We start from the raw sequence: 13,423 nt of genomic DNA, 5'->3' as shown, positions 1-13,423 counted from the left end.
CAGCCAGCGCATTCGCTCTAGAACCCGGTGAGGGTGCTGCGCGCCGCCACCGATGTTTGCCGTGCGTAACCGCCGCCGAACAACACGACGTGGGCTAACAGCGGATAGAGCTGATGCAATCCGACTCGGCCGCGCCATCCCGCCCGTAACTCCCGCACGGATTGGTAGCCGTCGATCACCTCGTCGAAGTGGGGACAGCCGAACAGCGCGAGCATTGCCAGATCGGTCTCGCGGTGACCGCCGTGGGCGGCGGGGTCGATCAGCACCACGCCGTCCGGTGTCCACATCACGTTGCCGCTCCACAGGTCGCCGTGCAGGCGGGCGGGCGGATCGTCGTCGTCGAAGTCGCCGTCTTCGCACTGGGCCATCACCGTGTCGATCGCCGCGCGGCACTCCGCGTCCAGTCGATCGGCCGCGGCGCGGGCCATCGGCGCCAACCTCTCCCGTGCATAGAAGGCGCCCCAGCGCTCATGTCCGGTCAACGACATGGGCAGCGGTTCGTGCATCGGCCCGAAGAACCCTGGCCCCTCCCATCCGTCCGGCGCGGCTCCGAAGGCCGCGGCGCCTGCGTCGTGCGTGTGCGCGAGTCGGCATCCGAACTCGCGCGCCGCGGATCGGGTCGGGGCTACGCTCTGCAGTTCTTCCAACCTGAGGCTGGTGTCGTCGTGACCGAGCACAGCCGCACACGGAACACCGTCGTGGGCGGCCGAAAGCCATTGCAGCCCAGCGGCTTCACACGCGAAGAAGCCCCTGGGCGCAGAGGCGTTGCGCTTGACGAACTCCCTCATCGGTCAGGGCTGACCGGACACCCGGCGCAGCACTGCGTCGCGCACGCGGGTCGGCAACTTCAAAACCACGGCCACCTGCAGCTTGGGCGCCAGCCCCACCACATAACGAGGTCGCGGGCGGCGCGCGGTGAGCGCCTCCTCGACCACGGCGGAGACCTTCTCGGTAGGAACGGCCATCCGTTGGGCGACCGGCACCATCTTCTTCATCCCCGCGATGTGTTCGGCGTACAGCGCGCGGTGCTCCGGAGAAAGGGCGGCCTCGAGCGCGAACTTGCTCGCGGCATACGCTCCGAGCAACGGCATCGACACCCTGCCGTTCACGCTGGAGATGAACACGATCCGGCCGTGTGCTTCCCGCATCCGTGGCAGTACCGCCCGAGTGACCGCGAGCTGGCCGATCACGTTGATCTCCAACTGCTTTCGCCATTCGTCGGACGTCACCGCCTCCATGGGGCCGCTGACGACCACCCCGGCGTTGTTGACGACAGCATCCAGTCGCGCAGGCAAGACGTGGGCCAACGCGGCGATCTGGCCGGCGTCGGTGACGTCGAGGAGTACCGCCGAGATCCGGTGCGGATCCAGCGCGGTGACCGCCACGGCGTCCGTCTCGGTACGGACACCGGCGATCACCTGCCATCCACGGGCGGCCAGGTGCTCGGCGATGGCCCTGCCGATTCCCCGCGACGCGCCGGTGACGAGTACCGAAGGCATACGGCAAGACTAGCGGCGGCGCCTGTCCCCGACCCAGAACAAGATCCCGCTGAGGGCCACCAATGCCGCGGCGAGCCCGATGATCGGCGCGACGGTGAAGCGGGTCATCGTCGCCCCCACGACCGCCCCACCACACATCGTCAGAACCACGCTGTAGCGCAACTTCTCCCGTTCACCGGTGCCGCCGGCCAACCGGCTGTCGAAGCCGATCCGCACGATGGTCGTCGTCAAGACCGTCGTCGACAACTCCTGGATGCCGAACTGCTGGGCGCTGGAATTCTGAACGCCGAAGGCGACGGCGAGACCGGCGATGAGGAGCAGTTTCGTGTTGTCCTGATAGTCGAGCACTCCGGTCCCGGCGAGCACCGAAAGCCCCGCCAGCAGGACGACCTCGAAGGTCATCGTGATCGACAGCCAGCGACGGACATCGGTGCCCAGGTGGCGGGTGAACCGGCCACTGGCCACCGCGCCAGCGACGAAGCCGACGAATGCGACCAGCGCGGCGGTCACGTCCACCCCCGAGTGCGGCACCAGCCAGAAACCCAGGAAGATCACGTTGCCGGTCATGTTCGCCACGAACACGTGGCCGAGCTTGAGGACGCTGACCGCATCCACCAGACCGGTCGCGAACGTCAACAGCAGCAGACAGGTGATCGTCAATCGTTCTGAGACAGGGGATTCGACAATCACGTGTCAACTTCCCGACTACAGCTGCGGTGTCAGGTCCAGCGACGTGATGGTCGACATATTCGTGATCAGCCACTTCGCATCGCGGCGTTCCATCGTCAACCGGTAGGACAGGTAGCGCAGCGAAGGGATGTTCTTGCTCATCGGGCTGGTCGCCACCGAGTTGGTGTAGACGATCGCGGTGGCCTCGTCGGGGGTCAGCGTCTCCACCGCCGCGCCCATCACCTGCGTGGTGTTGGTGACCTGCGCCTGTTTGTTCGTCGCGACGATCGCGTCGATGTATTTGCGGTATTCGTAGGCGAAGTCGCCACCGAGGAACGCCGCCGACCGCTCCGGCAACGTCTCCATGTTGTCCGGCGTGTAGGTCCACAGCGTGGAGATCGCACTTGCCGCGGTGCGAGCGACGTCGAGTTTGGTGTTGATCTCGGCTCGCTCCGACAAGTAGGGCTGCAGGGTCGACGCGGCGAATGCGGCCGCACCGACGAACAACACAGCGGCCGCTACCATCGCCGCGATGAGCCGCTTGCCCGCTGGCCGGTGCGGGACGAAGCGCACCTCCTGTGGCACGACGGCGGGCTCGTCGGTGGGCTCGGGCTCGACGGCCTCCGTCTCGGCATCTTCGGGTTCTGTGGCGACCAATTCCGAAGCGACCGTTTCCGTTTCGTCCTCTTCGGGTTCCGAGGCGGCTGCCTCCTCCGCGGAAGTATCGACGAACTTGCCGTCCGTTGTCTCGACGCTCGTCCGTCCCCGGCGTTTCGCTTTGCCGACCGGCCGGGGTGCGGGCGTATCCGCTGCGGGCGCCGCTTCCTGCCCCGCACCGGAACCCGCTGCGGCTTCGGCCGATTCCTTATGCCTGCGACGAAGGAGGGACCACCGCCGCCGGCGCGGCGCCGGGGCGGATTCCGCCGAGGGTCCGGTGGTCAGATCACCTGGATCAGCTGGCTGATCTTCCACTGCTGTCCTTCCTTGATAGCCGTTGCTATCCAACGACTTCCGCTCTCGACTGTCGACTTGCCGTCCGGCCCTTTGGCGGAGACCTTGGTCGCGACCAAGATGTCGGCGCTGCCGTTGTCGTTCCACCGCTGCACGCCCGCGGCCAGTACGGATCCACTGGTGGGCTCCGCCTGCGCGACCTGGATCAGGATTTCGTTCTGCTTCTCCTTGAAGGTCTTGGCGAAGTCGCCCGTACCCTGCGCCAGGATGCGTTCCACATAGGCGTTGGCGTTGAAGGGGTCCAACGACGTGTAGTCGGTCATGAACTCGCTGACGTACACCAGCGCGGCGTGGTCGTTGGCGACCGTGCGGCGATTCTTCTCGTGGCTGACCAACATCAGAGAGCCTGCCGCGATCGCGGCAACCATCAGAAGTGATGCCACGGCGGCGATGATCGGCAGTCCCCAGCGGCGCGGTGGCTCCGGTTCCACCTCGAAGAAGTCCCGCTCGTCGGCGTCGACTCTGCGCCGCGGACTCATCGGCCCTGCGCAGTCATCTGCGGCCGCTTGAGCACGGTGAGGTTGGCGACGCGCCACTGGCCGTCACCGGATTTGGCGAACTCGGCCTGCACGGTGGCGGTGATGAACTTCAGTTCGTTGGGGTTATCGCCCCGCTGGCCCTGCAACGCCAGCAGCATCTCTGCGGTGTCGGGTGTCGCTTCGAGCACCGCGCTGCTGACCGCCCAGTACTCGTTGGAGGTGACACCTGCGTCCTGTCCGGCCTTCTGCTGCTCGATCAACTGCTGCCGGTAGCCGTCGGTGGTCAGCGATTGTGCCCGCTCGAAGTCCTGCTGCATGGTGTCACTCTTGAAGCTCAGCATCTGCTCGACGATCCGCGGGCCCTGTTCGGCGATCTGCTGTTTGGTCTGCTCGACCGCGCGCTCGTGTCGGTACACCACCCAGTAGTTCACTGCGACGGCCGTCGCGCAGGCCAGCGTGGCGGCGATCAGCACGACAGCGGTGAGCTTGCGGACGTTGCGCTCCGGCCGCGGCATCGGATGCACCTCGGTGCGCAGCAGGAGGTCGGCGAATGTTCGGCGGCGCCGATCCCACAGCGGCCACAGCCACCCGATGAACAATGCCGCGGTATCGAGCAGGTGTGCGACGTCGCGCAGCAGTAGGCGCCACACTCCCGGCGGCGAACCGTCGCGCGTCCTGACCGCGATACCGAAGACCGCACGCCCCAGCGAAAAACCCAGGACGGTCGGCAGCACGAGGCGATTGACCGCCATCGCCAGCACGACCACCCCCATCGCCACCAGATATCCCCACCACAGCGGGCTGCGCTGCGGTGCGGTGAGCGACACCAGCGCCAGCGTCGTCGCCACGGCGAGCCCGATGAGGACGTCGACGGCGAACGCGCCGACCCTCGCCGACCAGGGCGCTGTCGGCTCGTCGACGGCCACGTCGGTGCCCGTCGAGTCCGGAGGCGCTTCGATCAGGGACGTCACGAGGTGACCTGGTCGAGTTTGGCGATCTTGTAGGAGCCCTCGTCGTCGGGCGCCATCTTCACCCGCAGGCGATATCCCTGCTCCTGATCGGCGATGTCGGAGTTGGTCACCTTGACCCGCACCGCGACCAGGACGTCGAACGTTCCGTCGTCGTTGTGCTTCTCCACGGCGGCACGCATATCCGATACCTGCACCTGGACCTGAGCCGCCTGATAGGCCTCGGCCAGCACGCCGGCGTACAGCGAGGACTGCACGGCGAAGTCACCCGTCGAGCATTCGATGATCTTGGACTGGGCGGCCGTCATGGCGGCGGTGTCGGGAGCGTGCGTCGCCGACACGCAGTCCTTCGCCGCCTGCACAGCGGCGGCCTCGCCGCGGTCGGCGGCCGCGACCTTCTGATCGTTGCGGAACAACAGGTATCCCGCGACGCCGCCTGCGACGGCCAACAGCAGCAGGGCCGCGCAGATGCCGGCGGCCAGACCGCGTCCGATCCGCGAAGTTCGGCGCGCTTCGGCTGGGGCCCCTTCTTCTACGGTAGTCGGCTCCTCGGCGGGTGAACTGTCTGTGGATACTGCTAGCGACTCGTCGGGCGTCTCATCAGCATCGGTGGGGTTCAGCTGGCGGGTGCCAGCATCTCCTTCCATCCGTCGTCTCCTGGGTTACTCGAGTTGCTGACGTTGTATTTAACGCCGTCGGGTCCGACCACCTGGCCGCTGGTCGGGCTGTACACCGCCGTGGAACCGGGTGGCCCTGGTGCCGGAGTGTAGATGCACGGGTTGGGCTGTTGTCCACTACAGGTCACGCTGCCCTGCCCAGGCGGGCTCAACGGGTCGCTGATCGGCGCCGTGACCCGGGGCGCCGGGAGGTCACTCGCCGGTGCGGGGTTCATCCCGTTGTTGACCGACGGGGCCTGCATGACGCTGCGACCGGGATTGACACCCTGATCACAGCGGGCGCCGGGCGCCGGGCAGGACAGGATCTGGTTCGGGTCGCCGTACCAGGGGTTGGTGCCCAGCGGAACGTATGGCTCATCGCTGCGGCACTCCATCGGTGTGGCCGCCCGCTTTCCGGGGACGTCGGCGCACGGATAGTTACGCGCGCCTCGAACCACGTTGGCCTGGAAGTCCTTCGGAATCTTGCAATACGTACCACGTGGCAGCGGCGCCATACTGGTGTCAGCCGGTGCGCGCCACTCGGAGGCGGGCAGAAAACCGGTCAGGCAGGGCGGCGGCTGGTTGATCGACAACGCCAGCGGCAGCTGACCGAGATCCTCGAACAACGTACCGGCCTGCGCGGCCACCGAACCCTGGGGCAGGATCACCAACGTCTGCTCAAGACCTTTGTTGTAGCGCTTGAGCATGTCGATGACGATCGCGAGGTTCGCCAACGTCTGCGGCAGAGATTCGCGGACATCGCTGAACACCGCCGACACCTGGTCGAGCGACGGCGGAGCCTGCTGCAGCCCGCTCCGCAGCGCGGCATCCTGCTCGGCCGCCTGCGCGGCGATCACGTTGAGATTGCGCGACCACTGCGCAATGTTGTCACCGGACTGAACCTGGCTGTCCAGAATCGGCCCGGAGTTCTCGATGATGTCGTTGACCTGAGGCAGGTTCTCCTGGAAACCCTGCGCGATATTGGTCGTCGAATCAACCAACCGCTGCAGCGCCGGACCCAAACCACCCACCGCCTCAGACGTCTCGGTCAGCAGTTTGTCGATCTTCTCCTTGGGCAACACCGCCAAACCCCGGTTCGCGGCGTCTAACGCCGGGCCGACCTCGCTGGGCACGGTGCTCTCGGTGATCGTCGAACCCGGAGCCAGGTACTGACCCGGATTTCCGGTGGAGACCAGGTCCAGGTACTGCTCACCGATTGCCGATACCGAATGCACGTTCGCTGTCGCGTCAGCAGGGATTTTGTATCGGTCGTCGATGCTCATCACCGCCAGTGCACCCCGCTCGGTCGGCTCGACGGAGGTGACCTTGCCGATCTGTGTGCCGCGGTACGTGACGTTGGCCGTCGCGTACAGGCCGCCCGACCGCGGGAGTTCGGCCTTCAACTCGTACTGGCCGATTCCGACGAGGCTGGGGATGCGCAGGTAATACCAGCCCAGCACCACCAACGCGACGATCGTCAGGATGGTGAACAGCACCAGCTGGATCTTGATGAACCTGGTCAGCACAGCTCACTCACCCCTTTCCACCAGCGGGCCGTTCGGCGCGTTGTGCGCGTTCGGTGTGAACCGCACGTCCGGGATCATCGTCGCCGGATCACGACCCCAGGCCTGCTCGAGTGCACGCAGCATGCCCGAGACTCCGGTGCCGGACAGGATGCCGTTGTCGAGCGCGGACAGTGTCAGGTCCACCATCAGCGACACGTTGAGGTAGTCGCCACGCACGACCTTCGGCACGTTCTCGATCGAGAACGGCGCGGTGAGCATGAGCTTGAGCGCGCCGATCAGGTACGGGGACGCGCGCCCCAACTGCTTGAGGGGCCGCTGCAGGTTCTGCAGGTTGGTGTGCAGGTTGTCGCTGGCCGGCGCCAAAGCGTTGTCGGCGGCCCGGCTGATCCGGCCGAGTGCCTCTACTGCGTCGGCGAACAGATCGCGAGTGTCGGCGAAATGCTTGATCAGCGGCGGGAATTCGGTCAGCACCCGGTCGAGGGTGTCGTTGCGTTGCGCGACGACCGTCAGCAGCCGATCGGTGGAATCGATCGCGCGGGTGATGTCCTGACGCTGCTGATTCAATTCGTCGGTGAACGTGTCCAACTTGTTGAGGAATTCGCGGATCTGGTCGGCCCGACCGTTGAGAACGTTGAAGATTTCGGTCTGGATGACCTCCAGGTTCTGCACCCCGCCGCCCTGCAGGATCGACGCGATGCTGGCAAGCACGCGTTCGGTCGACGGATACGCGGACGCATTCGCCAGGGGGATCGTGTCCCCGTCGCGCAGCGGCTCCGACGACGGATCCGGTGGCGGCTCCAGTTCCACGTGCTGAGTGCCCAACAGGCTGGTCTGGCCGATACGGGCCAGCGCGTTCTTGGGCAGCTCGATGTCGGGTTGCAGATCGAGTGTCAGCGTCGCGACCCAGTTCTTCAGCTCGATGGCGCGCACGCGGCCGACATAGACGTCGGCCACGCGCACGCGGCTGTTGACGTTGAGCGCCAAGGTGTCCGGCATCTGAACGTAGATGGTTGTACTGTTTGGGCCCGTTCCCGGGCCGCCCGGCAGCGGCACGTTGGCGATTCCCTTCCAGGAACCGCACGAGCTCACGACAAGGGCGATCGCGCCGAGCGCGACGGCCCGCTGCGCGAGCCTCCTCCAGTTGCGCGCGGTCATCATCTACCTGCCTCTGCTGGTAGCGGCGGTCCTGCCGGAGCGGGAGCCGGTGCGGCGGGGGCGGGTCCCGCCCCCGGACCCGGTAGCGGTCCGGCCATCGCCGCTCCACCCGGGTCACCCGGAATCACACCCGGCGCGGGTGGGGGCGGCGGTCCCGGCTGTGGGTACCACGGCGGGGGCAACGGATTGTTCTGGTCGAACGCGTTCGGCGGACCGGGCAGGTTGCCGTCGCGCGTCGTGCCGAATGCCGGCGGTGCAGCCGGTACCGCGCAGTCGGGGCCGCCCAGCAATTCCGCGAGGCATTCCGGGGTCATCATGTTCGCGGTGAACGGCTGCACGTCGACGCCCTGCATCCCCGGCGCTGCGACCCAGCCCTGTTCGTGGTTACCGTGCGAGAACAAGGTGTCGCGCGACCAGATACCGGGGACGGTGGTGTCCTTATAGCCAGGCGGCGGCTGCAACCGCGGCTCGGAGTATGCGATGTGCTTGGGCAGCGTCAGCGCCGAGGCGAACTGGTTGACACCGAACGGTGGGAAGTTGAACTTGATCGCGTCGAGGATCGGCGCCAGGTACTGCGCGCACATCTCCGCGGACTCCTGGTACCCGAGCCTGCTGCCCGCCTGGATCGAACTGCAGACGAACTGCAGCGGGTTGGCGAAGTTGTTGATCACGGGGATGCCCATGACGCCGCCGGTGACCGGCGAGATGATGTTCATCAAGTTCGCCCCGAGGTTGGGGAACACGTGCAGCGCGGTCTCGAGCCCGTCGCGCGACTCGGGCTGCAGGATCGCGGTGGTCACCTGTTCCAGGTTGTTGATGTCGTGGGTGAGCACCTCGGCGTTCTCGTCGAGGAACGCACGCGTGGTGGTCAACAGCTGGTCGAGGTCTTGCAGCGCGTTGGCGACCTCCCGGTCGGTGTTGGTGAACGCGTTGGTGAACTCGGCGAGGTCGTCGTTCAGCGCGACGAATTGCTGATCGCTCTGGTGCAGCGCGTTGACGAACAGCGCCAGGCTCTTGACGACGCCGAAGAAGTCGTCTTGACCCTCGTTGAGCGTGAACAGCGCCTCCGACAGGTTGTTCAGCGTCGCGTTGAGTTGCTTGCCCTTCCCGGCGAAGCCGTCGGCGGCCGACTCGATGATGTCGCCGAACGGACCCTTGGGTTGTTCCGGTGTCGGACCCAGGTCGGTCAGGATGCGGCTGATGGAGTCACGCAGTTCGTCGTACTCGACCGGCACCTGGGTGCGGTCCATCGGAATGACCGCGTTGTCCTCGAGCACCGGCCCGCCGGTGTACGGCGGCGACAACTGGATGTTGCGCGACGCCACCAGGCTCGGGTTCAGGATCGACGCGGTGGCGTTGGCGGGCACCTTGAACTTGTTCTCGTAGTTGAAGGTGACCTTCATCTTGTCCCCGGCCGGCTCGATCGAATCGATCTGACCGACCTGCACACCCATGATCGTCACCTTGTCGCCGGGATACAGCGCAAGCGTGTCGCTGAAATAGGCGACGACGGTGTTCGTCGTCAGCTTTTTGTACAGGTTGTATCCGACGAAGGCGGCCACCAGCGCCAGCACCACGATGAGCGTGCCGATGATGACTGTCGCGCGGGAAACCGCGGGCAGCTTCAGGTTTCGGACGTTGAAGATCGTCGACATCTGCTAACCCCCTAACCCTGCTGCGATCCCGGCGGAAGGAACGGTGGATTCCCCGGCAGCGGCGGCTGGCCTGCGGGGGCCAACTGCTGCCCGGGTCCCGGCACCGCAGGCGCGGGCAGCGCCGGTGGCAACGGGGCGATACCGGGCGTGAAGTCCGGCGGCTGCGGAGGCATGGGGCCGACGGGCACGGTGCGCGCGCCCGGCGGTGCGGGCGGAAGCTGGCCGTGCGCACCGGGCACGTTCGGCGGGATCTGTCCCGGGATGGCCGCGGCGGGCACACCCGGCGACGGCTGCGGACCGTGCACGTTCGGATCCGAGGTCGCCACGTTGGGTGGCCCGTAGGCGGGTCCACCGAACGGACCCACGGACAGGTCCGCGCACGGCAATGGATCGCCGGGCCGCGGAAGACCGTCGGCCGGTGGGGTGTACGAGCAAGGCGATCCCTTCAGCACACCGGGTCCCGGGTTCTCCGGGGTGCCCTCGAGCACGGCGGGTCCTGGCGGTGGGGCGCCGTTCTCGAAGCCCTGCGCGTTCGGGTCCGGGAACCGCCAGGCCGGCAGGCCCGCGTCACGCCAGAACTTTTCCGGGTCGATCCCGCGCTTCTTGAAGGCGGCGTCCACGAACGGCTGCAGGATCTGGCCCGGCAGCAGGTTGACGAGCATGACCTTGAAGTACGGACCGGAAGCGACCGCTTCGCCCAGCGACGCCACGAAGCTGGCGGTGGTGACGAGCGTGTCCATCAGGTCGAATCGGCGTTCTCGCAGGACGTCGCTGACGACGCGCAGCTGTTCGAGCACCCGGTTGAGGTTCGGGTTGTCGTCGATGAAGCCCTTGACCTGTTCGGAGAACGCACCGACCCGCTCGAGCAGCATGCTGACCGCGTACTGGCGTTCGTTGATGGCGCCGAGCAGCGACTGGGCGTTGACCAGCAGACGGTTGATCTGTTCGCTGCGGCTGCCCAGGATGCCGGCGATCTCGTTGGCGTTGGCCAGCAGCTTCTTGATGTCCTCGTCGCGCTTGCCGATGGTGTCGGAGAACCGGGCCACCCCGTCGAGCGCGGCGCTGAGGTGCGGATAGGTCTGGTCGATGGTCTCCGAGAGCACGTTCAGCGATTCGCGCACCGTCTGGGTGTCCCAGTCGGAGGCGGCCTTGGTGACGTCGAAGAACGCGTCATAGATCTGGTACGGCGTCGTCGTCTGGCCGAGCGGAAGGACGCCGTTGGCACGCAGGACTTCCGATCCCCGCGGCTCGATCTCGATGTTGCGGCGGCCGAGGATGGTGTCGGTGCGGATGGCGGCGCGGCTGTCGGTGCCGATCTGCGTGCCGCCGAGCGAGTAACCGATCCTGACCCTGTCGCCCTGAATCTCCATGTCGCGCACTACGCCGACGTCGACGCCGGCGATGCGCACCTTGTCACCCTTGCCGATTCCTCCGGTGTCGGAGAACTCCGCGTAGTAAGTGGGCGTCGCGAACAGCATCGGCACGCTGGCGAAGCTCTGCCCCACACCGATCACGAGGACCAGGATGATGATGCCCATCAGGCCACCACGGACCCGGTTCGACCCTTCGAGCGTCCTCATTGCGGCGTGCACCTACCCGACGGCTGGCTGAACAGTTTGACGGTCCGGACGGGGCCACCCGGCTGGAGTCCGTTGAGGCGAAGCGAGATATCGCAGGCGTAGAAGTTGAAGAAGTCGCCGTAGATGCCACCGGCCCGGCCGATGATCTTGAACGCTGTGGGCAACCTGGTGAGGATGTCGTTCAGCTGGTCCTTCTGCTCGACGAGCGGTTGCTGTACGGCCTCGAGATGGCCGACGGTGCTCTGCAGCAGCGGCCGGTTGTCGGCGAGCAGATCGGCGACAGTTCCCGCCGCGTCGCTGATGTCCGCGACCGAGCTGGCGATCGGATCCGAGCGGTTCTTCAGCCCGGTGATCAGCTTCTCGAAATCCTGGACGGTCTGGTCGAACTGGGTCTGGTGCCTGACCGTTGTATCCAGCACGGTGTTGAGGTTCCGGATGACCTCGCCGATGGCCTGGTCGCGGTCGGCCAGTGCCGCGGTCAACGACGCGGTCTGGTCGAGGATGTCGTTGATCGTGCCGCCCTGTCCTTGGAACACGGTGATGATCGACTGCGCGATCTCGTTGACCTTGTCGGGGTCGAGCGCCCGGAACACCGGCCGGAAGCCGCCGATCAGCGCGTCGAGATCCAGCGCGGGGTGGGTGCGCTCGATCGGGATGGTGCCGCCGGCAGGCATCCGCTTGTCGCTGTCGCCTCGTTTGAGTTCCAGGTACCGGTCGCCGATGAGGTTCAGGTAGCGCACCGAGGCGGTGGTGCCTTCGAACAGTGGCAGCGACCGGTCGACGTTGAATTCGACCTTCGCCTGCGTACCGCCGTTGGTCAGCTCGACATTGGACACCTTGCCGACCTCTACACCCGAGGCGCGGACGAACTGTCCGGAGCGAAGGCCACTGGCGCTCGAGAAGATCGCGGTGTAGCCGGTGGTGCGGTCGAAGCGCACCTGGCCGAACACCACCACGATGATCGCGGTGAAGAGCAACAGCACCAGTGAGAAGGCGCCGAGCTTGATTGCGGTACCGGTGACTTTCATGGGTTGATCGTGTTCTCCCCGATTTGGCGACCCCAGACGTATTCGATCAGGATCGGTTGGCCCAACTCGAAGTGGTTGTACGGCGCGATCGACGCACCGGTGTCCATGACCAGGTAAGGCGCGGGCCACAGGTCGCGGGTCACCGGCTGCCAACAGCCCGGACGACCTTCAGGACCACCTCGCGCGTTCACCCGCGGCAGGTTGTCCGGATACACGTAGGGGTTTGCGGCGCCCATCAGCTCCGACAGCGTCCGCAGCGAGTAACCGTTGCCGCCGAGCGAGGCCGCCACCTTGGGCTCCACATCGTGAAAGTTGCGAATCGTGCAGAACAGCGCCGGGCTGTACTCGTCGAGTAGCTCCGACGTCGGGATCAGATCCTCGGCGCCTCGTACCAGGTATGGGCCGCCGCGCTCGAAGACGTCGCCGCCGGCGTTGCCGAACCCGACGGCTGCCATCAGGGCCTGGTCGATGTTGCCCTGCTGCTCGTTGAGCGTGCGGGCGGTGGTGACGGCGTTCTCCAGCCCGTCGAACAGATCGGGCGCCGCGTCGGCGTACACCTCGCCGAGGTCGGCCAGCAGCCGGTTGTCCCGCGCGAGCTCGGGCATCCTGGCGTTGACGTCGGTGAGGATCTCGTTGCCGTTGATGATCGACTGGCCGAAGCGATCGCCCAGCCCGTCGAGCGCCTCCGCCGTCGCGCTCAGAGTCTGGTTCAGCTTGATCGGGTCGACCTGCTCAGAGATCGACACGACCGTCTCGAACAGAGTGTTGAACTCCGTGGTCACCGATGTCACGTCGATCACGTCGGAAGACGAGAGGCGCTCTGCGACAGGATTTTCCGGCGCGGAGAAGTTCACGTACTTGTTGCCGAATACGGTGGTCGCGTCGATGCTGACGTCGACGTTTTTCGGTATCAACTCCAGATACTTCGGGTCGACCTCCACGAGAATCTTCGCCCGTGGCTCGTCGCCGGTGGTGACCGCCTCGGTGCCGGTGACGCGGCCGATCTGCACACCGTTCAGCGTCACCTTCGAGCCTTCATTCATCGACAGGCCGCTTCGCGACGCCAACAGCGTCAGCTGTTCGCGCGGCAGGAAGTCGCCGCGGAACTGCATGTACACCAGCACCAGCCCGACAACTGCCAGCAGGCTCAGCACCAGGCCGGCCAGCTTGTAGGGCGGGGTGCGGGGGTTGTTGAGG

13 protein-coding genes are annotated in these 13,423 nt (G+C 66.2%); all 13 read right to left on the bottom strand.

All coding sequences use genetic code 11. From position 1 onward, the window contains the following. Positions 1-17: 17 nt before the first annotated feature. Complete coding sequence (locus tag AU192_RS06705) at positions 18-788, bottom strand: fructosamine kinase family protein (protein ID WP_064395018.1); 771 nt, start codon at positions 786-788, stop codon at positions 18-20. Positions 789-791: 3 nt separating this feature from the next. After that, positions 792-1,499, bottom strand: a complete 708-nt coding sequence (locus AU192_RS06700; protein WP_064395017.1) for an SDR family NAD(P)-dependent oxidoreductase — start codon at positions 1,497-1,499, stop codon at positions 792-794. A gap of 9 nt (positions 1,500-1,508) precedes the next feature. Further along, the gene (locus AU192_RS06695; protein WP_064395016.1) at positions 1,509-2,189 is read right to left on the bottom strand and encodes a YoaK family protein; all 681 of its coding nucleotides are present in this window, start codon (positions 2,187-2,189) and stop codon (positions 1,509-1,511) included. A 15-nt stretch (positions 2,190-2,204) separates the two neighbouring features. Beyond that, a complete protein-coding gene (locus AU192_RS06690) occupies positions 2,205-3,140 on the bottom strand; it encodes a hypothetical protein (protein ID WP_064395015.1) in 936 nt (311 codons plus the stop codon). Further along, positions 3,107-3,658: a hypothetical protein gene (locus AU192_RS06685; RefSeq protein WP_064395014.1), complete on the bottom strand. Its 552-nt coding sequence runs from the start codon at positions 3,656-3,658 to the stop codon at positions 3,107-3,109. Before AU192_RS06685 ends, AU192_RS06690 begins: the two co-directional genes overlap by 34 nt. Further along, on the bottom strand, positions 3,655-4,629 hold the full coding sequence (locus AU192_RS06680; protein WP_064395013.1) for an RDD family protein: 975 nt from the start codon (positions 4,627-4,629) through the stop codon (positions 3,655-3,657). The genes AU192_RS06685 and AU192_RS06680 overlap by 4 nt, the downstream gene beginning before the upstream one ends. Beyond that, positions 4,626-5,273: a hypothetical protein gene (locus AU192_RS06675; protein WP_064395012.1), complete on the bottom strand. Its 648-nt coding sequence runs from the start codon at positions 5,271-5,273 to the stop codon at positions 4,626-4,628. Before AU192_RS06675 ends, AU192_RS06680 begins: the two co-directional genes overlap by 4 nt. Beyond that, positions 5,243-6,808 carry an MCE family protein gene (locus AU192_RS06670; protein ID WP_064395011.1) on the bottom strand — a complete coding sequence of 522 codons (1,566 nt, stop codon included), beginning with the start codon at positions 6,806-6,808 and terminating at the stop codon, positions 5,243-5,245. Before AU192_RS06670 ends, AU192_RS06675 begins: the two co-directional genes overlap by 31 nt. A gap of 3 nt (positions 6,809-6,811) precedes the next feature. Beyond that, positions 6,812-7,966 carry an MCE family protein gene (locus AU192_RS06665; protein WP_064395010.1) on the bottom strand — a complete coding sequence of 385 codons (1,155 nt, stop codon included), beginning with the start codon at positions 7,964-7,966 and terminating at the stop codon, positions 6,812-6,814. Next, complete coding sequence (locus tag AU192_RS06660; protein ID WP_064395009.1) at positions 7,963-9,618, bottom strand: virulence factor Mce family protein; 1,656 nt, start codon at positions 9,616-9,618, stop codon at positions 7,963-7,965. The genes AU192_RS06665 and AU192_RS06660 overlap by 4 nt, the downstream gene beginning before the upstream one ends. Before the next feature lie 11 nt (positions 9,619-9,629). Beyond that, positions 9,630-11,198, bottom strand: coding sequence for a virulence factor Mce family protein (locus tag AU192_RS06655; RefSeq protein ID WP_064395008.1), 1,569 nt, complete (start codon positions 11,196-11,198; stop codon positions 9,630-9,632). Next, positions 11,195-12,226 (bottom strand): virulence factor Mce family protein, encoded by a 1,032-nt coding sequence (locus tag AU192_RS06650; protein ID WP_064395007.1) that lies wholly within the window; start codon positions 12,224-12,226, stop codon positions 11,195-11,197. The genes AU192_RS06655 and AU192_RS06650 overlap by 4 nt, the downstream gene beginning before the upstream one ends. Next, the coding region (locus tag AU192_RS06645; protein WP_120275469.1) for an MCE family protein at positions 12,223-13,423 on the bottom strand (1,201 nt) is incomplete at its 5' end. The genes AU192_RS06650 and AU192_RS06645, both read right to left, overlap by 4 nt.

The organism is Mycobacterium lehmannii, from assembly GCF_001499925.1.
In the GTDB taxonomy this organism is placed as follows: Bacteria; Actinomycetota; Actinomycetes; order Mycobacteriales; family Mycobacteriaceae; genus Mycobacterium; species Mycobacterium lehmannii.
Note: the sequence above shows the minus strand (reverse complement) of the source record. Positions and strands in the feature narration are given on the sequence as shown.

What these genes read in the sequence shown, in the direction of transcription:
- AU192_RS06705 (WP_064395018.1), bottom strand. Translation starts at nt 788, where the DNA reads ATGAGGGAGTTCGTCAAGCGCAACGCCTCTGCGCCCAGGGGCTTCTTC.
- AU192_RS06700 (WP_064395017.1), bottom strand. Translation starts at nt 1,499, where the DNA reads ATGCCTTCGGTACTCGTCACCGGCGCGTCGCGGGGAATCGGCAGGGCC.
- AU192_RS06685 (WP_064395014.1), bottom strand. Translation starts at nt 3,658, where the DNA reads ATGAGTCCGCGGCGCAGAGTCGACGCCGACGAGCGGGACTTCTTCGAG.
- AU192_RS06675 (WP_064395012.1), bottom strand. Translation starts at nt 5,273, where the DNA reads ATGGAAGGAGATGCTGGCACCCGCCAGCTGAACCCCACCGATGCTGAT.
- AU192_RS06665 (WP_064395010.1), bottom strand. Translation starts at nt 7,966, where the DNA reads ATGATGACCGCGCGCAACTGGAGGAGGCTCGCGCAGCGGGCCGTCGCG.
- AU192_RS06660 (WP_064395009.1), bottom strand. Translation starts at nt 9,618, where the DNA reads ATGTCGACGATCTTCAACGTCCGAAACCTGAAGCTGCCCGCGGTTTCC.
- AU192_RS06655 (WP_064395008.1), bottom strand. Translation starts at nt 11,198, where the DNA reads ATGAGGACGCTCGAAGGGTCGAACCGGGTCCGTGGTGGCCTGATGGGC.
- AU192_RS06650 (WP_064395007.1), bottom strand. Translation starts at nt 12,226, where the DNA reads ATGAAAGTCACCGGTACCGCAATCAAGCTCGGCGCCTTCTCACTGGTG.